At 63.1% G+C, this 23,089-nt stretch carries 22 protein-coding genes and 1 pseudogene; 7 read left to right on the forward strand and 16 right to left on the reverse strand.

Annotated features, from left to right (window positions below; all coding sequences use genetic code 11):
- Positions 1–2 precede the first annotated feature (2 nt).
- From speB to NLY33_RS25805, 4 genes and pseudogenes are all read right to left on the reverse strand, one after another.
- Positions 3–806, reverse strand: a complete 804-nt coding sequence (gene speB, locus NLY33_RS25790; protein ID WP_023689064.1) for an agmatinase — start codon at positions 804–806, stop codon at positions 3–5.
- A gap of 96 nt (positions 807–902) precedes the next feature.
- A pseudogene (locus NLY33_RS25795) lies at positions 903–2,076 on the reverse strand (amidohydrolase).
- On the reverse strand, positions 2,069–3,316 hold the full coding sequence (locus tag NLY33_RS25800; protein ID WP_031196559.1) for a Zn-dependent hydrolase: 1,248 nt from the start codon (positions 3,314–3,316) through the stop codon (positions 2,069–2,071). The pseudogene NLY33_RS25795 and the gene NLY33_RS25800 overlap by 8 nt, the downstream one beginning before the upstream one ends.
- A gap of 2 nt (positions 3,317–3,318) precedes the next feature.
- Positions 3,319–4,521, reverse strand: a complete 1,203-nt coding sequence (locus NLY33_RS25805) for a diaminopropionate ammonia-lyase (protein WP_023705323.1) — start codon at positions 4,519–4,521, stop codon at positions 3,319–3,321.
- Between the two features lie 103 nt (positions 4,522–4,624).
- On the opposite strand from NLY33_RS25805, the gene NLY33_RS25810 reads away from it, so the two are divergent.
- A complete protein-coding gene (locus NLY33_RS25810; protein ID WP_023705324.1) occupies positions 4,625–5,101 on the forward strand; it encodes an Lrp/AsnC family transcriptional regulator in 477 nt (158 codons plus the stop codon).
- A gap of 58 nt (positions 5,102–5,159) precedes the next feature.
- Here the strand turns inward: NLY33_RS25810 and NLY33_RS25815 are convergent, their stop codons facing one another.
- From NLY33_RS25815 to NLY33_RS25840, 6 genes are all read right to left on the reverse strand, one after another.
- Positions 5,160–7,268, reverse strand: coding sequence for a molybdopterin-containing oxidoreductase family protein (locus NLY33_RS25815; protein WP_023695559.1), 2,109 nt, complete (start codon positions 7,266–7,268; stop codon positions 5,160–5,162).
- A 158-nt stretch (positions 7,269–7,426) separates the two neighbouring features.
- Positions 7,427–9,304, reverse strand: coding sequence for an ABC-F family ATP-binding cassette domain-containing protein (locus NLY33_RS25820; RefSeq protein WP_023705325.1), 1,878 nt, complete (start codon positions 9,302–9,304; stop codon positions 7,427–7,429).
- A gap of 135 nt (positions 9,305–9,439) precedes the next feature.
- The gene (locus tag NLY33_RS25825) at positions 9,440–9,886 is read right to left on the reverse strand and encodes a Ros/MucR family transcriptional regulator (RefSeq protein ID WP_023670270.1); all 447 of its coding nucleotides are present in this window, start codon (positions 9,884–9,886) and stop codon (positions 9,440–9,442) included.
- Positions 9,887–10,053: 167 nt separating this feature from the next.
- Positions 10,054–10,287, reverse strand: a complete 234-nt coding sequence (locus NLY33_RS25830) for a hypothetical protein (RefSeq protein ID WP_023684750.1) — start codon at positions 10,285–10,287, stop codon at positions 10,054–10,056.
- The gene (locus NLY33_RS25835; protein WP_245261183.1) at positions 10,280–11,248 is read right to left on the reverse strand and encodes a DMT family transporter; all 969 of its coding nucleotides are present in this window, start codon (positions 11,246–11,248) and stop codon (positions 10,280–10,282) included. Before NLY33_RS25835 ends, NLY33_RS25830 begins: the two co-directional genes overlap by 8 nt.
- 13 nt (positions 11,249–11,261) lie before the next feature.
- Positions 11,262–12,095, reverse strand: a complete 834-nt coding sequence (locus NLY33_RS25840) for a hypothetical protein (protein ID WP_023670267.1) — start codon at positions 12,093–12,095, stop codon at positions 11,262–11,264.
- Positions 12,096–12,206: 111 nt separating this feature from the next.
- Between NLY33_RS25840 and NLY33_RS25845 the strand changes: the two genes are divergently transcribed.
- Positions 12,207–13,175: a LysR substrate-binding domain-containing protein gene (locus tag NLY33_RS25845; RefSeq protein WP_023705327.1), complete on the forward strand. Its 969-nt coding sequence runs from the start codon at positions 12,207–12,209 to the stop codon at positions 13,173–13,175.
- 241 nt (positions 13,176–13,416) lie between these two features.
- On the opposite strand, the gene NLY33_RS25850 is transcribed toward NLY33_RS25845, so the two are convergent.
- A complete protein-coding gene (locus NLY33_RS25850) occupies positions 13,417–13,569 on the reverse strand; it encodes a hypothetical protein (protein WP_023693936.1) in 153 nt (50 codons plus the stop codon).
- A gap of 159 nt (positions 13,570–13,728) precedes the next feature.
- Between NLY33_RS25850 and NLY33_RS25855 the strand changes: the two genes are divergently transcribed.
- From NLY33_RS25855 to NLY33_RS25865, 3 genes are all read left to right on the forward strand, one after another.
- Positions 13,729–13,896 (forward strand): hypothetical protein, encoded by a 168-nt coding sequence (locus NLY33_RS25855; protein ID WP_023684745.1) that lies wholly within the window; start codon positions 13,729–13,731, stop codon positions 13,894–13,896.
- Between the two features lie 50 nt (positions 13,897–13,946).
- Positions 13,947–16,028, forward strand: coding sequence for an ATP-dependent helicase (locus tag NLY33_RS25860; RefSeq protein WP_023705329.1), 2,082 nt, complete (start codon positions 13,947–13,949; stop codon positions 16,026–16,028).
- Between the two features lie 158 nt (positions 16,029–16,186).
- Entirely contained in the window at positions 16,187–16,489 is a 303-nt protein-coding gene (locus NLY33_RS25865) for a DUF982 domain-containing protein (RefSeq protein ID WP_023684743.1), read from the forward strand.
- 1,169 nt (positions 16,490–17,658) lie between these two features.
- On the opposite strand, the gene NLY33_RS25870 is transcribed toward NLY33_RS25865, so the two are convergent.
- From NLY33_RS25870 to NLY33_RS25880, 3 genes are all read right to left on the reverse strand, one after another.
- Positions 17,659–18,444 carry a GGDEF domain-containing protein gene (locus tag NLY33_RS25870; protein WP_023705331.1) on the reverse strand — a complete coding sequence of 262 codons (786 nt, stop codon included), beginning with the start codon at positions 18,442–18,444 and terminating at the stop codon, positions 17,659–17,661.
- A 393-nt stretch (positions 18,445–18,837) separates the two neighbouring features.
- Positions 18,838–19,488, reverse strand: a complete 651-nt coding sequence (locus NLY33_RS25875; RefSeq protein ID WP_023689083.1) for a hypothetical protein — start codon at positions 19,486–19,488, stop codon at positions 18,838–18,840.
- Positions 19,489–19,934: 446 nt separating this feature from the next.
- Positions 19,935–20,447, reverse strand: a complete 513-nt coding sequence (locus tag NLY33_RS25880) for a DinB family protein (protein WP_023705332.1) — start codon at positions 20,445–20,447, stop codon at positions 19,935–19,937.
- A 262-nt stretch (positions 20,448–20,709) separates the two neighbouring features.
- On the opposite strand from NLY33_RS25880, the gene bluB reads away from it, so the two are divergent.
- Positions 20,710–21,345 carry a 5,6-dimethylbenzimidazole synthase gene (gene bluB, locus NLY33_RS25885; protein WP_023705333.1) on the forward strand — a complete coding sequence of 212 codons (636 nt, stop codon included), beginning with the start codon at positions 20,710–20,712 and terminating at the stop codon, positions 21,343–21,345.
- A gap of 12 nt (positions 21,346–21,357) precedes the next feature.
- Here the strand turns inward: bluB and NLY33_RS25890 are convergent, their stop codons facing one another.
- Positions 21,358–21,582, reverse strand: coding sequence for a hypothetical protein (locus NLY33_RS25890; protein WP_023754715.1), 225 nt, complete (start codon positions 21,580–21,582; stop codon positions 21,358–21,360).
- Positions 21,583–21,820: 238 nt separating this feature from the next.
- On the opposite strand from NLY33_RS25890, the gene ndk reads away from it, so the two are divergent.
- Positions 21,821–22,243: a nucleoside-diphosphate kinase gene (gene ndk / locus NLY33_RS25895; RefSeq protein WP_023705335.1), complete on the forward strand. Its 423-nt coding sequence runs from the start codon at positions 21,821–21,823 to the stop codon at positions 22,241–22,243.
- Between the two features lie 64 nt (positions 22,244–22,307).
- Here ndk and NLY33_RS25900 read toward each other — a convergent pair whose 3' ends face one another.
- On the reverse strand, positions 22,308–23,075 hold the full coding sequence (locus NLY33_RS25900; protein ID WP_023705336.1) for a YbaY family lipoprotein: 768 nt from the start codon (positions 23,073–23,075) through the stop codon (positions 22,308–22,310).
- Positions 23,076–23,089: the final 14 nt, after the last annotated feature.

A 23,089-nucleotide genomic window follows, 5' to 3' on the forward strand; every position in this document is an offset into this window, starting at 1 on the left:
ATTCAGCCGGCGCCATGCGTCTTGAGCATCATGCCGGCGATCTCCTTGACCAGCTTGGCGGCAACCAGCGCGGTGAGATTGGAGACGTCCTGGCTTGCATTGTATTCGACGACATCGGCGCCGACGATGGGCTGGTCGATCCGCTGGATCAGGTTGATCACTTGCCGGGTTGTAAGACCACCGGGTTCGCGGTGCGACACGCCGGGCGCACAAGCCGGGTCGAGGCCGTCGAGATCGATCGAGAGATAGACCGGCGTCTTGAGATCGAGCTGCAGATCCTCGCTGAAATGCCGCGCCTCGATCATTTCGACGCCGAAGCGCTTGAGCTGGTCACGAAGCTCATCATTGAGGGTGCGCAAGCCGATCTGGATCAGCCGGTCAGCCAGCCCCTCCTCCAGGATGCGCGCGAAGGACGAGGTGTGGGACCGCCTGTTGCCCTGATAGGCATCGTAGATGTCGGGATGGGCGTCGATCTGGACGATCGTTAGCCTGGCATGGCGGCGGCGCACGGCACGCAGCACCGGCCAGGCGATGGCATGATCGCCGCCGAGGCTGATCAACGGGTGGCCGGCATCCAGCGCGCGGCCGACCTCGGCCTCGATTCGCTCCCACGGATCGCCGGCGCCTGAAAAGTCGATGTCGCCGTGGTCGACGAAACTGTCCGCCACATCGAAGCCGGTTTCGCTCCACGAGCTGTGCGCGTCGCTTTTGAGTTCGCGCCGGATCAGGGCCGGCGCTGCAGCCGCGCCCTTGAGATAGGACGAGTTCTCGTCATGTGGTATTCCCAGAAGCGAAACCCTGGTCATCGGCGTGCGATCTCCGGCAACAGGCAATCTCCCTAAACCCGGCATCTGGCTGGCGATAGCAGTGCCGCTTGGGCCAGTTGCGAAGGCGATCAGGCGTCACTTCCCGATCGCGCCGCCCAGTCTTTGCCTGACGATCGCGATATGGAAATCCGTGCCGTGCAACAGCCCGTCATCGTTGAAGTCGTAGCTGGAATTGTGCAGCGGCGGCGAGGTCTCGCCATTGCCGAGAAAGACGAAGCAGCCCGGTACGTGATCGAGGAAGCGGGCGAAATCCTCCGAGGCGGTCATCGGCTCCGCCGCGATGCTGGCGGCGCCATAGGCCAGCACGCGCCTTGCGGCGACAAAGGCCGCGTCCACCAGGTCGGCATCGTTCTGCAGCGGCACGAATTCCCTGCTATAGGTCACGTCGGCGGTGACATTGTAGGCGGCGGCGGTACCCGCTGTGATGACCCGCATCTGGCGCTCGATCTCGGCGCTGACCTCGGGACGAAAACTGCGGGCGTCACCGAGGATGCGGGCGAGGCCGGGCAATGCGTTGCGGGTGCCGTCGGTGATCAGTTCGGTCACCGAAACCACCGAAATGTCGGCCGGGCTCAGCCGGCGCGAGACGATGGTCTGCAGATTGGTGACCAGCGCGCAGGCGGCGACCAGCGTCTCGTTCCCGGAATGTGGCCGCGCCGCATGGCCGCCGATCCCCTTGAGCACGATCTCGAAATTGTCCTCCGCCGACATGAACGGGCCGGCACGGGTCTCGAAATGTCCAATGGGCAGGCCCGGCATGTTGTGCAGGCCAAAGATCTCGTCGAAGGGGAAGCGCTGCAGCAGCCCGTCATCGAGCATTGCCAGCGCGCCCTTGCCCCACTCCTCGGCCGGCTGGAAAACGAAACGCACGGTGCCGTCGAAACCGCCCTCGGCGGCGAGCAGCTTTGCCGCGCCGAGCAGCATGGTGGTGTGGCCGTCATGGCCGCAGGCATGCATGATGCCGGGGTTCTGCGAGCCATAGGCTGTCGCGGACTGCTCGGTGATCCGCAGCGCATCCATGTCGGCCCTGAGCGCAATCGCCCGGTTGCCGCTGCCGCGCTTCAACGTGCCGACGATGCCGGTGCCGCCGACCCCCCTCTGCAACGTCGTCCAGCCCGAATTCGCGCAGCTTCGCGGCGACAAAGCCAGCGGTGCGCTTTTCCTCGAAACCGAACTCGGGGTGCGCGTGCAAATCGCGCCGCCAGCCCGTCATCTCCCGCTTCAGCGCATCACGATCGAGTTCAGCCATTTTTCTCCCCGACCTCTTTTGCAAGCTCACTGGCGACATCAAGCAGGATGTTGGCGCCGGCGACAAGCTCGGCATCTTCAGTGTGTTCGCGCGAATTGTGGCTGATGCCACCGGCGCTCGGCACGAAGATCATTGCCGCCGGCGCGAGGCGGGCCATCATCTGCGCGTCATGGCCGGCGCCCGATGTCATGCGCCTGACGCCGAGACCGCGGTTCTTCGCGGCCGCCTCGATCAGTTCGACGATGCCGATGTCGAACAGCACCGGTTCGAAGCGGGCGAGCCGCTCGACCGAGATCGATACGTTCTCCGAAACCTCAAGCTCCTCGAGATAGGCAGCAAGGGCCGCCTCATGCGCCTGCAGGCGCTGTTCGTCGGGATCGCGCAGGTCGATGGTGAAGACGGCGCGCGCGGGAATGACGTTGATGGCGTTGGGTTCGAAGCGCATCGTGCCGACCGTGGCCACGGTTGGCCCATTTGAAGCCCTGGCCCGATCGTGCAGGAAGGTGATGATGCGGGCGGCGGCGTGGCCGGCGTCGCTGCGCATCGACATCGGCGTGGTGCCGGCATGGTTGGCGGCGCCGTCGATGGTGATGCGCTGCCAGGAAATGCCTTGCAAATTCTCGACCGCGCCGATCGGCACGCCTTCACGCTCCAGCACCGGCCCTTGCTCGATATGAAGTTCGAGATAGGCATGCGGCTTGAGGAAGCCGGGTTCGCGGTCGCCGGCATAGCCGATGCGGGCGAGCTCCTGGCCGAGCACGCTGCCATCCGTGCCGATGGCGGCCAGCACGGCCTCGGCGCTGACGCCACCGGCATGGCATAGCGAGCCCATCATGTCAGGCGTGTAGCGCACGCCTTCCTCATTGGTGAAAGCGGCGACCGCGACCGGGCGCGACGGCGAAAAGCCCGAAGCCTGCAGCGTCTCGATCACCTCCAGCCCGGCCAGCACGCCGTAGCAGCCATCATAGATGCCGGCATCGATAACGGTGTCGATGTGCGAACCGATGAGCAGCGGCGCCTGCCCGGCATTGTCGGGGCTTTGCCAGATGCCGAAGATATTACCGACCCGGTCGATGGCGACTTCCAGCCCGGCCTGCCTGAGCCAGCCGACAAAGAGGTCACGGCCCTGTCTGTCTGTGTCGGAGGCGGCGAGCCGGATCAGCCTATCCTCACTGTCGCGGCCAACGGCGCCGAGTTCCCGGATGCGGCCAAGCAGACGCTGTGCATCGATCCCGATCATGGCTATGCCTCGGCCTTCAGCTTGCCGGCCAGCACATCGGCGGGGCTCTGCCCGACCAGCTCGGTATAGCGATGCGGGTCTGTGGCGCCTTCGGTGTTGATCAGCAGCACGCGGGATTTGTCGTCGAGCCCGAGCGCGGCCTTGTGGTCGGCCACCGCCCGGATCAGCCCGGCCAGACCGACGCCGCCGCTTTCGCCGGCGACGATCACTGGATCATTGCCAGCCGGCCGTGCCAGCCGCCGCATCACCGCGACCGCCTCCTCCTCATCCACTGTCATGAAGGCATCGGCAACCCGCGCCAGAACGCGCCAGGCAACTTGCGAGGCCTCGTAGCATTCGAGCATCGCCATCACCGTCGGCTGATCGTGTGCGACCTTGACCACGTGGCCCGCCCGGGCGGCTGCGACAACGCAGGCGGCGCGGGCCGGCTCGACGACGATGAAGGTCGGCCTGGCGTCACCGAGCACGATGGCGAGATGGCCGGCCAGGGCGGCGGCAATACCGCCGACACCGGCCTGCACGAAGACATGGGTCGGCGGCTGCGGCAACTGGCCCAACGCTTCGCGCACGATCGCCGTATAGCCCTGCATGACCAGACCGGGGATGCGCTCGTAGCCCGGCCAGGAGGTGTCGGACACCACGGTCCAGCCTTGCTCCGCTGAAACCTCGGCGGCCTGCCTGACCGAGTCGTCATAATTGCCGTCGACGCGGATCATCTCGGCGCCATAGCGGGCTATTGCTGCAATGCGCGCCTCGCTGACGCCGGCGTGAACGAAGATTGCCGCTTTCGCGCCAACCAACTGTGCACCTTGCGCGACCGAGCGGCCATGATTGCCGTCGGTGGCGCAGGCAACCGTCATGCCGGCAGCGACCGCCCGGACGTCGAACCGGTTGAGATCGGCCACGTCAACGGGCCGATGAAGCGATCGGCTCGCCTCCTCCAGCACCAGTCGAAAAACGGCATAGGCGCCGCCGAGCGCCTTGAAACTGCCGAGACCGAGGCGAAAGCCTTCATCCTTGATGTGGACGGCGCCGAGGCCGAGTTCGCCGGCCAGCGTCGGCAATGCATGCAACGGAGTTGCCAGGTGATTGTCGCGATGGGCCAGAAAGCGCTCGACCGTATCGGCGCCGGCATTCCCCAGCGTTTCGGCCTCGACCGGATCGAGCGGCCGACGGTGCAAGGCATTGCTGTTGAGCAGGAACACGGGTGGCCTCCTTTGGGTGTGACGAAATCATATTGCAGCCGAGGCGCAAATAGCGCTGTTATTGGCGCTTCGAAATGCAAGTTTGTTTCGCCAGGATAGCGCTTTGCCTCGATCGCCTTCGCTCGACAGTTTCGACCTCGCCATCCTTGCCATCCTGCAGCGGGACAACACGACGCCGCAGCGGCTGATCGGCGAAGCCGTCAACCTGTCGGCGCCGGCGGTGCAGCGGCGCATCAAGCGCATGGAACAGTCCGGCGTCATTGCGGGCAATGTCGCCGTGGTCGACCCGGCGGCGGTCGGCCATCCCATCACCATCTTCGTCGAAGTGGAACTGGAGAGCGAACGCTCGGACCTGATCGACGCGGCCAAGCGGCAATTCTCGGCAGAGCCCGAAGTGCAGCAATGCTACTACGTCACCGGCGAGGCCGACTTCATCCTAGTCATCACCGCGGCCGACATGGGGGCCTATGAGGCCCTGACGCGCAGACTGTTCTTCGACAGCAAGAATGTCCGAAAATTCCGCACCTTCGTTGCCATGGACCGTGTCAGGGTGGGGCTGACGGTGCCTCTGCCGGGATAGCCAGTCACTTTTACGCAATTCCGGACGGAAAACCGCTCACACTTTTCCTGGAATTGCTTCAGCCAGCCGGCCGCAGCCAGACCTTGTTGTCGTGGAAGGCCGCACCGCCATAGGGCGCTGGTGCGTCGGCGCCGGTGAGCACATTGATGCCTTCGCCACGCTCATGGGCGCTGTTTGGCCAGATGCCCTCGGCGATCACCACGCCGCGCTTGAGGCCTTCGAACAGCTTTGCGTGCAGCACCACCTCGCCGCGCCGGTTGCCGACCTCGATACGGTCGCCGTCGCCCAAGCCAAGCGCGGCAGCGTCGTCCGGATGCAACAACAATTCCGGCCGGCCTTCCTTGGCCTTCGACACCGGCGTTTCCGAGAAGGTCGAATTGAGGAAGTTGCGCGCCGGTGATGTCGTCAGCCGGAACGGATGCTCCGCATCCGCGACCTCGATCAGGTCGACATGGTCGGGGAATTCGGGGAGTTCCGCCACCGGCCCGAACAGGCCCATGCTTTTCGGCGGCCGGTTGGGCGCCGCCTGCCCGCTCCAGTTGGCGCGGAAGTGAAATTTCTTGTCGGCATGGCCGAAACCATCGATAAAATGCGCCGCCTCGAAATCCGGCTGCAGGTCGACCCATTTGTCTTCCTTGAGGCTGGCGAAGGAGCCCAGCCCGCGCTTGCCGAGGATGATGTCGATATGCTGCTGCTCGGTCAGGCCAAAGCCCGGCCGGTCGGCGACGCCGAGACGCTGCGCCAATTGCTCGATGACGAAATGGTTGGTGCGCGGCCCTTCCGGCGGTTCGATCAGCTTGGGACCGAGCGTGATGTGCTGGTTGCCACCGCCCTTGTAGACGTCGTCATGCTCGAGAAACATCGTTGCCGGCAAAACGACATCGGCAAGCTTTGCCGTGTCGGTCATGAACTGTTCGTGCACGCAGGTGAACAGGTCATCACGCAGAAAACCATGTTTCACCAGCCGCTGCTCGGGTGCGACATTCACCGGGTTGGTGTTCTGGATCAGCATCGCCGTCACCGGCGGGCCACCGTAAAGCGCGTCCGCTGCGCCGGTCAGCACCGGACCGATGCGCGACTGGTCGAGATGGCGAATATTGGGATCGCGCATCGCGGTGCCTTCCAGCACATCCTGGTTGAGCTTGAAGATGCCGGAATTGGAATGGAAGGCACCGCCACCCTCATATTGCCAGGCGCCGGTGACGGCGGCGATGCAGGACGCCGCGTGCATGTTGACCGAACCATTGCGCTGACGCCCAAAGCCATAGCCGAGGCGGAAATAGGTTTTCCTCGTCGTGCCGACGAGGCGGGCGAAAGCCTCGATCTCGGTGACGGCAAGACCGGTGATGGCGGAAGCCCATTCCGGCGTGCGCGTCTCCAGATGCGCTTCCAGCCCCTTCGGATCGTCGGTGTATCTTTCGAGATAGGCGCGGTCGGCCATGCCTTCCCTGAACAGCACATGCATGACCGCGCAGGCCAGCGCGCCATCGGTGCCGGGCTTCAGCACAAGGCCTATATCGGCCTGCTTCATCGTCGCGTTCTCGTAGACATCGATGACGACGATCCTGGCGCCACGCTCCTTCCGCGCCTTGATGGCGTGGGTCATGACATTGACCTGCGTGACCACGGCATTGGTGCCCCAGATCACCACGCAGTCGGACTTCGCCATCTCGCGCGGATCGGGACCGCGCAAGGCGCCCGCTCCCATCATCCAGCCGGTCCAGGCCAGATTGGTGCAGATCGAGCCGAAGAAGCCGGAGTATTTTTTCGCATGGCGCAGCCGGTCGATGCCGTCGCGCTGCACCAGCCCCATCGTGCCGGCATAGAAATAAGGCCAGACGGTCTCGGAGCCGTATTTTTCCTCGGCCGCGATGAAGTTCTCGGCGACGACGTCGAGTGCCGCTTCCCAGCTGGATTCCTTCCAGACGCCGTCGCCCTTGGCGCCGGCGCGCATCAGCGGCTTCAGCAGTCGGTCCGGATGATGGACACGATCGGCATAGCGCGCGACCTTGGCGCAGACGACGCCAGCCGTATACGTATTGGACTTGGCGCCATGGACACGGCCGATGCGGTTGCCATCGAGCAGCTCGACCTCGAGCGCGCAGGTCGAAGGGCAATCATGCGGACAGGCGGAGTGGCCGATTCTGAGCTTGGCGTGCTGGTTCATGCGGCGTTTTTAGCGGGTTTCGCAGGCGGCGTGTAGGGCCAGATCTTACCCTCCCCTTGATGGGGAGGGTCGGCGCGCAGCGCCGGGGTGGGGTGCGGCGCAGACCCCCGCCCCGCTCGGCTTTGCGGATCGACCCTCCCCACAAGGGGGAGGGTAAATCACTCCGCCGTGCCTTCCTCATACTCGGCCGACATGGTCAGCCACTTTTCCTCGTGACCGGCAAGCTGCTGTGCCAGTTGCGAGCGCTCCTTGGCCAGCCGGGTCGCGGTCGAGGGATCCTTTTCGTAGACGGCCGGGTTGGCGAGCTCGTCCTCGATCAGGTCGATGCGCTTGCGGATGCGGTCCATCAGCGCTTCGGTGGCGCGTATTTCCTTGGCCAGCGGCTCAAAGGCGGCGCGGCGCGCGGCTGCATCGCGGCGGCGATCGGCCTTTGATGCCTTCTCGGCCTCGCGCTTGCCGCGTCGGTCGCCGGACACGCCGGTGACCAGCGTCTTGTAGTCCTCAAGGTCGCCGTCATACGGGTTGACCGCCCCGTCCTTGACCAGCCACAGCCGGTCGGCGGTCGCTTCCAGCAGATGGCGGTCATGCGAGATCAGGATGACGGCGCCGGGAAACTCGTTCAATGCATGGATCAGCGATTCGCGACTGTCGATGTCGAGATGGTTGGTCGGCTCGTCGAGGATGAACAGGTTCGGGCCTTCGAAGGCCGACAGGCCCATCAGCAGGCGCGCCTTCTCGCCGCCGGACAGGTCCTTGGCGGCGGTGTTCATCTTCTCGGTGGTGAGACCGAACTGGGCGACGCGGCCACGTACCTTGGATTCCGGCGCCTCCGGCATCAGCCGGCGGACATGCTCATAGGCGTTTTCATCAGGCCTGAGATCGTCGAGCTGATGCTGCGCGAAGATAGCCACTTTCAGGCCCGGCGCGACCGTCATGGTGCCGCTCTCCTGCTTCAACCGGCCCGACAGAAGCTTGGCGAAGGTCGACTTGCCGTTGCCGTTGGCGCCGAGCAGCGCGATGCGGTCGTCGGCATCGATGCGCAGCGTCATCTTCTTCAGGATCGGCTGGCCCTCGGTGTAGCCGACATTGACGTTGTTCAAGGCAATGATCGGCGACGCCACCGTTTTCACCGGCTCCGGGAAAGAGAACGGCCTCACCGTGTCGTTCACGATCGCCGCGATCGGCTTCATCTTCTCCAGCGCCTTGATGCGCGACTGCGCCTGTCTCGCCTTCGAAGCCTTGGCGCGGAAGCGTTCGACGAAGGACTCCATGTGTTTGCGCGCGGCTTCCTGCTTGACACGGCCCTTCTCCTGCAACTCCTTCTGCTCGGTGTACTGGCGCTCGAACTGGTCGTAGCCGCCGCGCCAGAAGGTCAGCTTCTTCTGGTCGAGATGAACGATGGAATTGACGGCGCGGTTGAGCAGGTCGCGATCGTGCGAAATCAGAAGCACCGTGTGCGGGTATTTCGAAACATAGTTTTCCAGCCACAGCGTGCCTTCGAGATCGAGATAGTTGGTCGGCTCGTCAAGCAGCAGAAGGTCGGGCTCGGCAAACAGCACGGCGGCAAGCGCGACGCGCATGCGCCAGCCGCCGGAGAAGGACGAGGCCGGGCGGCGCTGCGCGGCGTCGTCGAAGCCAAGGCCGGCGAGGATGGTGGCCGCGCGGGATTCCGCCGAATGCGCATCGATATCCGCCAGCCGCATATGGATGTCGGCAATGCGGTGCGCGTCGGTGGCGGTCTTTTCCTCCTCGAGCAATGCGGTGCGCTCGAGGTCGGCCTTGAGCACGATTTCGATCAGCGGCTCCTCGGTGCCGGGCGCTTCCTGCGCCACCTGGCCGATGCGGGTGTTCTTGGGCAGGCTTATCGAGCCGGTCTCGGAGGGAAAGTCGCCGGTGATGGCCTTGAACAGCGTCGTCTTGCCGGTGCCGTTGCGGCCGACGAGGCCGGCCTTGGTGCCGGCCGGCAAGGTCAGCGAGGCATGATCGAGAAGCAAGCGTCCGGCCATGCGGAGCGAAAGATCGTTGATGATAAGCATGCCGGGGCTTTTGCACGGGAGGGCGGCGCTTCGCAAGGGCCTGGGCGCCGGCGGGGGCATAAGGCATGAAGACGGCGCGCCTTAAGCGCGCCGTCCATTGCAAACAGCAGACTGACTTTTCAGAGGCTGCCTGGTTCAGGCTTTGGGTTTGCGCTTCGTCACCTTGGCCGCGGCGGCCGGAACGGCCGGCTTGCGGCCGAGGCCCGAAGACTTGGCCAGTGCCGAACGGGTCGCGGAGTAGTTCGGCGCCACCATCGGATAGTCCGACGGCAAGCCCCATTTGCCACGATATTCCTCCGGGCTGAGACCATGGTCGGTCATCAAGTGGCGCTTCAGCGACTTGAATTTCTTGCCATCTTCCAGACAGACGATGTGGTCGGGAAACACCGACCGCTTCGGATTGACAGCCGGGTTCAGCGCGGGGCTTTCCACGGCGGCAATGCTGCCCAGCTTGCGCACCGATGCGCTGACGCTGGCAATCAGATCCGGCAGGCCAGACGCAGGGAGAGGATTGTTGCCGACATAGGCCGAGACGATGTCAGCAGTCAGTTCAATAGCGGTCTTGCTGTCGATGGTGTGCAATTCTGTTTCTCCCGCCGGTCATGAAGTTGCCGGCTTTTTTTAAGACTTCTCTTGATGTATCGACCTAGCTGCACCCCCCAACGGGTCGCTAAAGTCTCAATAAACGATCAAGAATCGGAACAGGAGGATGTTTCCACAACAGGTTGCAACGTTGCAAATTAGAAAATCTAATACTTGGAAACGGCCGACTTCGCGCCAGCAGATTTCAACTGCACGGACGCCGCAGGTTTAGAGTCGGCCAGTATGTCCAGAATGCGCTTCCAGCGGGCGCACCGGCCGAAATCTTTTTGCTCTATCGCCTTTTCGGCCTTCATGGCGGCGTAGAGCGGCGCCTCGGCGCCGAACTCCTTGAGCAGCCAGAATGCTTCCTGTCTGGCGAGGCGTTCATCGTCGTCAAGCATGTTCAGCCTCCGAGCGTTCTATGCCCACCGCAATACAGCTGCCGATGACGAGGACCGCACCGGCTATCGCGGTCAGCGTCAGCCTTTCGCCCGAAAGTGTCAGCAGCAGCGTCGATGCGATCGGGGTCAGATAGGCGATGACCGCAACCTTGCCGCCGCCTTCAAGCTTCAAGGCGCGCGACCAGAAATAATATCCCAGCCCCATCGGACCGGCGCCGAGATAGAGGCCAAGCAGGAGGTGCTCGCTGGATGGCCAGGCTGCGCCGTCGTGAATACACCACAGCAAGGTCAGGCCGACGCCGACCAATGCCGAAGGCAAAAGCAAACGCTCCGACGGTGTGGCCAGGCGGGCGACCGCAATCGAATAGAAGGCCATGCACAGCGCCGAGCCGAAGGCAGCGAGATAGCCGACGATGCTGCCCTGGAGAAAAGGCTGGCCGCGGCCACCCGAGATCACCAGCGCCACGCCGACAAAGCCGAGCACGGCAGTCAAACCCAGCAGCACGGGGCGTTGCCGCTTGCCCAGCACGATGACCGCCGCCGCGACCATCAGCGGCCAGGTGTAGGCGACGAGATTGGCCTCGATCACCGGCATGGACGCAAAGGCGATGTATTGCAGCACCATGGTGCCGACCAGGCCAATAAAGCCGACCGCGACCGGCGCCAGGGTGCCGTCAGCACCCTTGGAAAAGGCTGCGTCTTGCAGGCCCCTCTTCCGGCTCGCCAGATGGATGACGGCGAACACCAGAGCCGCTCCACAAAATTGCAGCAACTGCACCAGCGACACCGGATGGCTGGCCAGCAGCGATTTGCCGACCAGCGCGTTGGTCGACCACAGGGCGACCGCGCCGGCGGCGAAGACCAGGGCCGATGGCGAGCCCGATCCATCCCGGAATCGCCGAGACGGTGCCTTGTCCTTATCGCCGACCATGATGTTACCGACGGCCAAACCGGCGTCCACTTCTATGCTCTGGCTACCAGGATTCCCTTGACCCGCCCGGGACCGGCGCATCGGCCGCCGCCGCAACGGGACGTTCTTCCTCGAAGCGCCGATAGGCCGGCAGCTGGTTCGTCCAGACGTCTTCGGCCAGTTCGTTGACCCATTCGCGATCGTGATCATTATCGGCTGCGAGATAGAACATGCGATTGTCGTCGACATAGGGCTTGGCCACAGAGCGCTGGTTGAGGACCAGCGTGACGCGCGAGCCGAGCTGGATCGGCGCGGTGCGGTGCAGCACACCGAGAAACTGGCCGAGTGTGGCGTAGTTCATCTTGTGGTCGATGCGCATGACCTGGTTGCGCGGAATCTCGCGGCCGGATTCAAGGATGGCGCGGCCGGTCTCGGAATCGTCGCAGTAGATTTCGAGATGGCCGCCGACCAGCGGATTGCTGATCGACAGCGGAATGAGTTCGGTGACCGGGACACCGTCGCAATGCCAATCGACGGCGCCGTCCTTGGGATTCATGAAAGTGACGGTCGAGCCGACGATCGACAGCGGATAGGGCTCGAGCTTGGTGCCCATCATGTCGGACAGACGTTCCAGGCGCAGCTTGTCATGCAGCAACTCCTTGATCTCCGGGATAAAACGGTCGGCGCCGGTGATGAAGGTAAGGTCGAGGTGCTTGTGCACGGCGTGGCTGGCCTTGAGCTTCAACGCCGCCTCTTCGATCGCCGCCAGCAGCGCCGGGTCGTAGCCATGCAGATACTGCGCAACGCCGAAACCGGACACTTTCCAGGCCGTCTCATGACCGATAATGGCTTCTCGGCTCATCGCGTAGCGCAGTTCAGGTATGGTATGGGCGTTCATTCTACTTCTCCAGGATGGGGGCATCACTTGGTAAACTGTCGATTAATTTCCCCACCCCTGTAAAATTAGGAATGCTGGTGCTAGTGTAAGCCCAGCTTAAGGTCGAAACGCGTGCGTCTGCTCAGTCAGGTCAACCTCAATTCGCTGAAGATTGTCGAAAGTGCCGCCCGGCACCGTAACTTCACGCGCGCCGGCGAAGAGCAGTTTATTACTGCCTCCGCCGTCAGCCAGCGCGTTAAAAGCCTCGAGGACCAGCTGCGCTTCAAGATCTTCCAGCGCGGTGGCAATGCGGTGTCGCTGACACCCGAAGGCGAGACCTATGTGTCGCGCGTTCGCGAGGCGCTGGAGCGCATCGTGGCGGCCAGCATGGAGGCGACCGGACAGTCGCAGGCGCATGTGCTGAAGATTTCGGTGCTGCCGACGTTCGCGGCGCGCTGGCTGTTTGCCCGCCTGCCGCTGTTCCAGCGGCAATATCCCGAAATCGAGATGCGCGTCTCGACCTCCTACGCCACCAATGAGTTCGCCACCTCCGAGTTCGACCTTGAGATCCGCTATGGCGACGGCAGCTTTCCCGACCTCAAAGCGGACCTGCTGTTCAAGGAGGATTTGACGCCGGTGTGCAGCAGGAAGCTGTTCCACGAGGTTCTCGGCGATAGGCCGCCGTCAAAGGTGACGCCCGACGACCTCAGGCATTTCACGCTGCTGCATTCCGACACCTGCACGCAGAACTGGCAGTCGTGGCTGGGTTTTGCCGGCGCGAGTTCCGTGCTCGGCGAGACCAAGAGCATCTATTTCGATTCCTGCATGATGTCCTATGAGGCGGCCAATGCCGGCATGGGCTTTGCAGTCGCCAACCGCGCCTATATGGCGAGCGAGATCCGCGCAGAGAGACTGGTGGCGCCGTTTGCCGTGCATCACCCCAACACCGCCGGCTGGTATTTCGTCTGCCCGGTCACCGCGCCCTACACGCGCAAGGTGGAACTGTTCAAACAGTGGATCATGGCCGAGGCGGCGCTGACGCAGTGCCAGCTGGACGCCGGGATTGCCAGCGGCCCGGTGCTGCGCAAGGCCATTGCCTGAGGTCGGATTCTTTCCGCGGCCTTGCGGGATTTGCGGCCGTTTCAGCTGGTTTTGCGCAGACGGCACGAGCAGAACCGGCACGAAAACTGCCACCTCATGACGCAGGCGAGAGACTCAGCTATCTTCGGTTGTTGCGGCGGACCTGATATCCGCCTGGCCGGCGCTATCAGCTCACCTCCCAAGCGGCGCCGGCCTTCTTCTCCCGAAGGCTACCTTCAGCCTTGTCGTCCCGCTAAAACGATCATTGCGCCGGCTGATCGCCGCTGGCCGCCGGCTTTGGCGCCGAATCCGTCTGCGGGGTTTGATCGAGCACCGGGGCTTTGGTTGGCTGGATGTCGCCGTCGCAGGCGGCGAGCGCCAAGCTGGCGGCCAACAGAATCAGAAGCCTCTTCATGGCGACCTCCTAGGTCTGCCCTCTCCTTCGTAAGGCAACGAGGTGGTTCTTCGTAAGGCAACGAGGTGGTTCGGCTTTGGTTGCACGCTCGCAAACGACGCCGCGTCGGCTGGAACCAAACGGCGGCTCTGAGGTTGGTTGCCCAAAGGAGATCGCGCCATGATCCGTCTGCTCATTACCGGCCTTTTCGCTTACGCGACCTATCGCATCGCCAAGGAGATCATCAAGGACGTGCCTGACAATTTCGATCCGTTGCCGGTGCCTGGCGACGAACGCGCCGCCTTGCGGCGCCAGTCGGCGGCAACGGGTGTCGCGCCACGGCGGTAAGGGCGACTTCCGCCCGTTGCGAACAAAGCGGAAACGATGCTTGATAGGCGATGACCATCGCCATCAATGATTCGTCCTTGCGGCCCGCCTATCTGGCGAAGCTCAACGCCGAGCAGCGGCTCGCTGTCGAACATGGCGACGGCCAGATCGCCGGGCCGCTGCTGGTGATCGCCGGCGCCGGCTCCGGCAAGACCAACACGCTCGCCCACCGGGTCGCGCATCTGATCGTCAAGGGCGCTGATCCCAGACGCATTCTGCTTATGACATTCTCGCGCCGCGCCGCCACCGAAATGGCCAGGCGGGTCGAACGCATCGCCGGCGAGGTGCTGGGCCGAGACGCGTCCGTCATCGCCGACGCGCTGAGCTGGGCCGGTACGTTTCACGGCATCGGCGCCAGGCTATTGCGCGACTATGCGCTGACGATCGGCCTCGACCCGGCCTTTACCATTCACGACCGCGAGGATTCCGCCGACCTGATGAATCTTGCCCGGCATGAACTTGGATTCTCGAAGACCGAAAGCCGTTTTCCGACCAAGGGCACCTGCCTGGCGATCTATTCGCGCGCTGTCAACGCGCAGGCGCCGCTTGGCGAGGTGCTGGGTTCGGCCTTTCCGTGGTGTGCCGGCTGGGCCGAACAACTGAAGGCTCTGTTCGCCCGATATGTCGAGGCCAAGCAGGCGCAGAACGTGCTCGATTACGACGACCTCCTGCTCTACTGGGCGCAAATGGCCGCCGAGCCGGAGATCGCGGCGCATCTGGGCTCGCGTTTCGACCATGTGCTGGTCGACGAATACCAGGACACCAACCGGCTGCAGGCCTCGATCCTTTCGGCGCTGAAGCCGGACGGCGCCGGACTGACAGTGGTGGGCGACGACGCGCAGTCGATCTATTCGTTTCGCGCCGCGGAAGTGCGCAACATCCTCGATTTCCCGCAACAATTCGCGCGAGCCGCCGATGTCATCATGCTGGAGCGCAACTACCGCTCGACCGTGACTATTTTGGCGGCAGCCAACGCGGTCATCTCGGAGGCGTCGGAGCGCTTCACCAAGAACCTCTGGTCGGAGCGCAAATCCTCGCAAAGGCCGAAACTGGTCAGCGTGCGCGACGAGGCCGAGCAGGCGAACTATGTCTGCCAGGCCATCCTGGCCGAGCGCGAGGCCGGCACGGTGCTGAAATCGCAGGCGGTGCTGTTTCGCGCCTCGCACCACGGCGGCCCGCTGGAGATCGAACTGACGCGCCGCAACATCCCCTTCGTCAAGTTCGGCGGGCTCAAATTCCTCGACGCCGCCCACGTCAAGGACGTGCTTTCGGTGCTGCGTTTTGCCGAGAACCCGCGCGACCGCGTCGCCGGCTTCCGCGTGCTGCAGCTCCTGCCCGGCATCGGCCCTTCGGCGGCGAGCACCATCGTCGAGACCATGGCGACATCGCTCGACGAGGAAATGGGGCTGGCCCGCTACCGGCCGCCGCAACGCGCGGCTGAGGACTGGCCAGCCTTCGTTGCGCTTTATTCCGGCCTGCGCGCCCGGTCGGGGAAATGGCCGGCCGATCTCGAACAGGTCAGGCTGTGGTACGAGCCGCATCTTGAGCGCATCCACGAGGATGCGACGACGCGGCGGACCGACCTCATGCAGCTCGAGCAGATCGGTTCCGGCTATGCTTCGCGCGAGCGCTTCCTGACCGAGCTGACGCTGGATCCACCGGATGCGACCAGCGACCAGGCCGGGCCGCCGCACCGCAACGAGGACTATCTGATCCTGTCGACCATTCATTCGGCCAAGGGCCAGGAATGGAAGAACGTCTTCGTGCTCAACACCGTCGATGGCTGCATCCCGGCCGATCTCGGCGTCGGCACCAAGGAAGACATCGAGGAGGAGCGCCGGCTGCTTTACGTCGCTATGACGCGGGCCAAGGACGGCCTGCATCTGGTGACGCCGCAGCGCTTCTTCACCCACGGCCAGGCAGCGCGCGGCGACCGCCACGTCTACGCCTCGCGAACCCGTTTCATCCCGGCCTCGATCCTCGGCGCTTTCGAGCAGACCTCGTGGGCGAGCGTCCACGCCAAGGACGATCCGCGCCACAGACCTGAAGTCCGCGTCGACCTCGGCGCCCGCATGCGCGGCATGTGGAAATAGCCGCAACCGTGAATGCCGGCAGGGAGCGACCTCAAGAGCAAATCGTCCTGTCATGGCATCTCTCAGGGAACCTCGGGCCGCCAGCCGCGTTTTCTGGCGTCCAACCCGCGATCGGAGGGCGGCGGCCGCCGCCCTTCCGCCCATCCAGAGAGGCCAGAATGCACGACGCGATGTTCTTCACCCCGGTTGCCGTTAGCGTTGGCGCCGGCCACAAACGCATGCTCGCCTCGCTGTTCGACATGCATGATTTCCTGACCGAATTTCCGCCGTCACGCCGGCGCCTGAGCTATGGCGCGGCCGTGAGGGCTTGCGAGGCGGCGCGCGCCGGAGAAATCTCGACCGAGGCCGCACGCGATGCCCTGATCACCTTTGCGGTCACGGCAGGCATCCTCTGGCCCGCGGTCCAGCCGGCCGTCTCGGTCAAGCCGGTCGCACACGGTTATGGCGGCTACGCCGTCTGAGACGGCCGGGACCAGGCCTGCCCAGCAAAAAAGATCACTCGGACTTGCCGGCAGACGTCGAACGACAAACACGTCTTGGTGATCCCACCAAGCGTCCACTTCATCTTGGAGTAACTCGGCATTGGAAGCGTCTTGAGATAGTTTGATCACGAACCCAAGATCCATGGCCCATGCCGTATTTCTCAACCGCGATGTCGGCCTGTTCACTGTTCAAATGCAAACCGAAAGCCAAATTCACTCGGTGGCGTCTCCATTTGAAGAAAAGGCAGGGTTCGCGAGCCGTGAGTTGTGAAATCGGAATGCCACCAGGCCGCACAAAGCTGAACAGACGAACCAGCCATCGCGACCAGTTGTTATCGGCATGTGGAAAAGAATGAAAGCGCAAAGACTGCATCATAGAGCCGGCCAAAAACTGCCTCCTCCGGTATCGATCGCGACTAAATGGCTTTAACCTTGAATTCGTTCGCCAGGAAAGAAATCGCTTGTGGATAATCGGAACTGACGAGATCGATGTCTTCATCCTTTACAAGGTGCCGCGTCACGCATCCATACCTTGAGGCGAACTCGAGGAGTGAAAAAGGCCCCCGGCCTAGATGCCGTGTTAAAATTCCTTTGAGTTTTTGCATTGCTTGCCCATTTCTGAGATATTAACTGGCCTTTGAGACGTCAGACACAAATCCATTATGGCTGATCAGGAAAATGAAAGGATGGAACAACGGAAACTCTACGGATTATTTGTTCTCTAAGTAATTGTCGTTCCAACAGTTTAGGCCGACTTCTGGATCACTGACTCATCCGATCTATGAGCAGTGGATAACGGTACAAGCCGCCGAGGCGGGTACCACGCGCGATAGCGAGCGACGCTGCAGCCACCGTTTCGCCATCGGGTTGATCCACACCTCGAAGCAGAAATGGACGGCCAACCCGCAAGCAGCGGCGGACGCAGCAAGCGAGGACTATTTTAGGTACATCTGAAGGCATCATATCGATGCGGCAGGCCAACGGATCGCAGCGCCACCATTAGACCGAAACACTTGCGTTAAGGAACGAGGCCTGCTGCAGTCGACACCATGGAAGCTGACGGCGCCGCTGCGTGTTCCAGGTCGCATTGCCGCGATCAGTTTGAAAAGCGCCTGCGCCCGACCGGAGCCTCGCCTGGCGCCCGCATTTCAATGCAACGTCGGATCACCGGCCAGCAGGGCGCGCGGCCCGGTCGTTTCGAAACTGACCTGGTCGCGGCCGTTGGACTTGGCCTTGTAGAGGTGCCGGTCGGCCGTCAGGAACATGTCGGCATAGGTGGTGGGTCCGCTGAAGGCGACGCCACCGATGCTCACCGAGAGCGGACAGGGCCGTCCATCCGGGGCAAACTCGACCTCGCGGATGCGCCGCCGGATCCCCTCGGCAACCAGCCAGGACTGCGACGGGTCGGCGCCAGGCAGGAAGATGGCGAACTCCTCGCCGCCGATGCGCCCGACGATGTCGGCGCCGCGCAGCTGGGCCTTGATCGTCTGCGCAATCAGCTTGAGCGCCTGATCGCCGCAATCGTGGCCCAATCGATCGTTGATGGTCTTGAAATGATCGGCGTCGACGATCAGCAGGGCGCCGGCATCGACGACGGCCTGGCTGCGCGCCTGTTCGAGATAGGCCTCGACCAGCATCGAAAACGCGCCGCGGTTGAACACCGCGGTCAGGCTGTCGGTCGCCGCGACGATGCTCAGATTCTTCTGGGCGATCGCCAGCTGGCGCATCTTGTACATCAGGAAAGAGAAGAACGATCCACCCAGCACGAGCGGCAGCAACAGGTCGGTGAGCTGCGCCCAACGCAACGCTTCGGGCGACAGCGACGGAAAATTGTAGGAATCGACAAGGAAGGCCGCCGCGATACAGATCGCCGTGCCGACAACCGTGACTGCTATGACCCTGCCCAAGCTCGTGGGCGAAAGATCGACCCGCATGCCATTTCTCCCACTGTGTTCGCCATTTTGCAGCGGGAACACAAATGAAACCCTAAAATCTTACCTGCAATTCGAATGTGGTTAACCAGAACAATTCCAGGAAAGTGTGAGCAGCTTTCCCGGGAGAAGCGCGTGGGCGCTTTCCCTGAGAATTACCAAGACAAAGGGATAGCGCGTTTCACCGTTTCCGTTAAACGATAAAAAACTCCGGCAATCGAAAGGCGCGATCGGTTGCCTTGTGAGTGGCGACAAAAAGCCCGCCACTTGCGCGGCGGGCTTTCCGACTGGCCGGAGGCTTCTCGTCAGCGCATGTCCCTCGGGAAGTCTGGGCCATGCGGTAGGAGAGTGCCGTAAAGCCTCACGGCTGGCTCGACACTCCCGGCGAAACCTGTCTCAGCGACGCGAGATCATAAGGCATAGCTGCCGCAGATCGCTGTCGTAGGTGCCCTCGCTGGCGAGCACATCGACGCAGCGCTTCTTCATACGTGTCAGCTGGCTGTTCGACATGCTGGCGACGATACCGGGTGTCCCAGGGGTGCCTGGTGTTCCAGGAGTTCCTGGAGTGCCGGGGGTACCGGGCGTGCCCGGCGTTCCGCCAATGCCGACGCCGACACCGACGTTGATGCCGCTGCCGACGTTGACGCCGACACCGGCATTGATACCTCCGCTGCCGCCGACCGTGGCCCCAACACCGGCATTGATGCCACCGGCTCCGCCGACCGTCGCGCCAGCGCCAGCCTTAATGCCGCTGCTACCGCCGACTGAGGCGCCGAGGCCTGCTGTAACGCCGCTATTGCCGCCGACCGTTGCGCCAGCACCCGCCTTGATACCGCCGCTGCCGCCAACCGAGGCGCCGGCACCGGCCTTGACCCCGCCGCTGCCGCCGATCGAAGCGCCAACACCGGCATTGATGCCGCCAGCACCGCCGATAGATGCGCCGACACCGACGCCAATTCCGCCGCCTGCATTCGCGGGAGCGGCAAAAATGACGATAATTGCACCCGCCGCCAGTGTTCTAGCGATTTTTTGAGTGATATTAACCATGACACTCTCCTTGTTGCCGTTCTGCTTTGTGCATTGCAACATGCCAGCAAACCAAAGCAGACATATGCTTATGCACTCACAGCTACGCACGAGTCTTCCTTATAGTTTCTTTATTTTTTCCAAGAATAAGGATTGTAGTTCTCAAGGCGTGCACTGGTCTGCTAAAAAAAAATATGTTTTTGCTTCAATATTTAAACTTTGTTTAATTCTCTCGACAGAAATTCCACCGGAGTTGGAGCGGGTTGTGGCTGCGGCGGCCTGGAGCCGAAGGCCCACAAAAGGCGGGCCACTGACAGCCCAGCCATCTGGCCCAGTCACCGGGCAGCGTTGTGCCGACAGGGTCCTCAAACCCGGCTTGGATCCAGAGCTGGTGCCGGGCATCGACGGCCGCGCAAATGCACCGGTTAACGCTCCCGTGCGTTTAAACGGGAAGCGCGGTCAGGAGATCAGGCGTAGGCGCGGCCTTCGTCGGTGCGTTGGAAAAACGCCAGGTCGAGCTGCACCGAAGGCCGGCCGAGAATGGTCAGGATGGTATGCGCCTGGCCGCGGTGATGGGTCTGGTGGTTGAAGACGTGTCCCAGCGCCGGCGCCAGCCGCTGCGAGACGGTGCGCATGTCGGAAACGGTCATGTAGGAGAAGCGGCCGGACAAAGCCTTTTCGGTCAAACCGCCGACCCAGTCGACGATCCGCCTGTCCTCGGCCTCACGCGCCAGCTTTAGACCAGGCAATGCGCGGTGCAGGATGGCGTCGAGCTTCGTCGGCGCGTCACCCTCGCCGGTGAAGCGTTTCATCCAGATGCGGTCGGTGGCCAGCAGATGGTTGAGCGTGCCCATCATCGAGCCGAAAAATGCGCCGACATCGCGGTTGAACTCTTCTTCGTCAAGTGCGGCGACGGCATCGTAGATGCGGCCATTGGCCCATTGATTGTAGGCCGCGAACATCATGAAATGCTGTTTCATCTTTTTCCCGCCGACGAGTTCCGCTTCAGCCGCAGGCGCCTAATTAGACCGCGAGGACGCAGCCGCCAATGACCATTCTGTTCTATGAACTCGTCGGACACGACGCGACCCGTCCGCTCAACCGGCATTGCTGGAAGGAGGCGGCGGCAGCAGCTTAGGGAATAGGCAGTAGGCAATAGGGTCTGAGCGCTGTACTGCCTACTGCCTACTGCCTGCTGCCTACTGCCTACTGCCTATTCCCCACACAAGTCTCCTGATCGCCATGCCACCACCCCCCGATTTCACCGATGATTTTCGCGCCGGGCTGGTCACGCTGCTGCGCTGGCGCCGGGATGTGCGGCGCTTCGAGCGGACGGCTTTGCCCGAGGATACGCTGGAGCGGCTGCTGGAGCTTGCCAGCGTCGCGCCGTCCGTCGGTCTCAGCCAGCCGTGGCGCTTCGTGGTGGTCGAGAGCGCCGAGCGGCGGGGCGCGGTGAGAGACTGTTTCGAGCGCTGCAATGCCGAGGCGCTGGCATGCTTTTCGGGCGAGCGCGCCGCTCTCTATGCCCGGCTGAAGCTCGCCGGTCTCAATGAAGCGCCCTGCCAGTTCGCGGTTTTCGCCGACCGCACGACGCAACAGGGCCACGGGCTCGGCCGCATGACCATGCCGGCGACCATCGACTATTCGGCCGTCATGGCGGTGCACACACTGTGGCTGGCGGCGCGGGCGGAAGGCATCGGCATGGGCTGGGTGTCGATCCTCGACGCCGCCGAGATGGCCGCAATCCTGGACACCCCGCCTGAGTGGACGCTGATCGGCTATTTCTGCCTCGGCTATCCCAGCGAGGAGCATGAGATGCCGACGCTGGAGCGCGAGGGCTGGGAGCGCCGGCGGCCGCCCGTTGTTATCAGGCGGTAGTGATACTGACAGTCACTTCGCGCCCTCTTTGCCGACCAGCTTGACGCAGATCGGGTCGCCCTTCGGCATCAGCGTGCATTGCCATTCGGGGCCGAAGCCGAAGTTCGTATCTGTGCGGAGTCCCGGAAAGAGCAGCATAACAAGGCCCACGGCAGCAAAAATGCCGATAATCAATAGGCTCCCTTTTATGTCGCCCGGCCTGAGGTGGTGGTAGGGCCAGCGCGTCCCGTCAAACATGGTCCGATGTCTTTCCATTCCGCTGGTTTCCCTTCGAAACCGTGCGTGCCTGCGCAATCGCCATTTTCCCGCAAAGCCTTGCCTTTGACCACAGCGTTGCGAACGGCCATGCGGGCGGTCGCGGTCGAATAACGCTGCCGGGGCGCCTCCCCTTGGCAATGGGCCGGGCGGCTTGTATAGAGCCCGCCACTCCACATTCCGATCTCAAGACTTTCCATCTCAAGACAAGGACGACCCCATGGCGCTCGAACGCACCTTTTCCATGATCAAGCCGGACGCGACCCGGCGCAATCTTACCGGCGCCATCACCAAGATGCTGGAAGAGGCCGGCCTGCGCGTCGTCGCCTCACGTCGCGTGTGGATGAGCCGCCGCGAGGCCGAAGGCTTTTACGCCGTCCACAAGGATCGTCCGTTCTTCGGCGAACTGGTGGAATTCATGTCATCGGCGCCGACCATCGTGCAAGTTCTGGAAGGCGAAAACGCCATTGCCAGGAACCGCGAAGTGATGGGCGCGACCAACCCCGCCAACGCCGCCGAAGGAACCATCCGCAAGGTCCACGCGCTGTCGATCGGCGAGAATTCCGTGCACGGCTCCGACGCGCCGGAAACCGCCGCGCAGGAGATCAAGTACTGGTTCTCCGACACCGAGATCGTCGGCTGAGCCGACCATCAGCTTTGAATAAAAAGGCCGGCTCATTGCCGGCCTTTTTCGTTGCTGCCCGTGATCAACTCGCTGCGTTGAATCGCAAAATGTCGCGGCCGTCTTTGTCGGCGATGATCAGCTTGCCGCCATCGACACGGTATGACGCCGCCTTGGCGAGCGCCTCGAACATGGCCTTTTCCTCGGCCATGATCTCCGGCGCGCAGGCCTTGTAGGTCGAGCCGATGTCGCTGATGACGATGGTCTCGCCATCGACTTTGGCGGTGGCGAAATAGGCGTTGCACGGGCCGCTGCCGCCCGCCTTGCCGGCTTCGCTGACCCGGAACGTCGCCTGCGGCTCCGAAATCACGCCGATACCGTCGATATATTCGACTAGCCAGCTCTGGCCGAACAGCGAGGCCGAGGTCGGCTTGTCGCTCGGCGCCACCATTTTCAGCACAATGGCGTGCGGCGCCTCGCTGAGCGGATCGACCTGATAGCGCGAGTCCGTGACGAACAGCAGCTTGTCGTCGGCGGTGATGCGCGCCTGCAGCGCATAGGTCATGTTGGGCCGGATCACCGTTGGATCGAAGCTGATCTCGAACTTGATCGGCACCTGGCCGGCCGGCGCTACCTTGCGCTCGCCGACAATGGCGGCCGGCGCATCGGCCAGCGATACATCGGCAAGTTGAACCGACAGCACGGCGTTGGGCGGCAGCGCGATGCGCTCGCGATACATCACCTCGCCCTTCAGGGTTTTCTCGGCGGCGACGGAAGGCTCGGGAACGGCCAGAACGCCGATAACCAGCGGCACAAAACCGAAGACGAAGAATTCGGCGATCCTGTCCAGCATGCCCTTGCTCCCTT

It is taken from the genome of Mesorhizobium sp. C432A (assembly GCF_030323145.1).
Classification (GTDB): Bacteria; Pseudomonadota; Alphaproteobacteria; order Rhizobiales; family Rhizobiaceae; genus Mesorhizobium.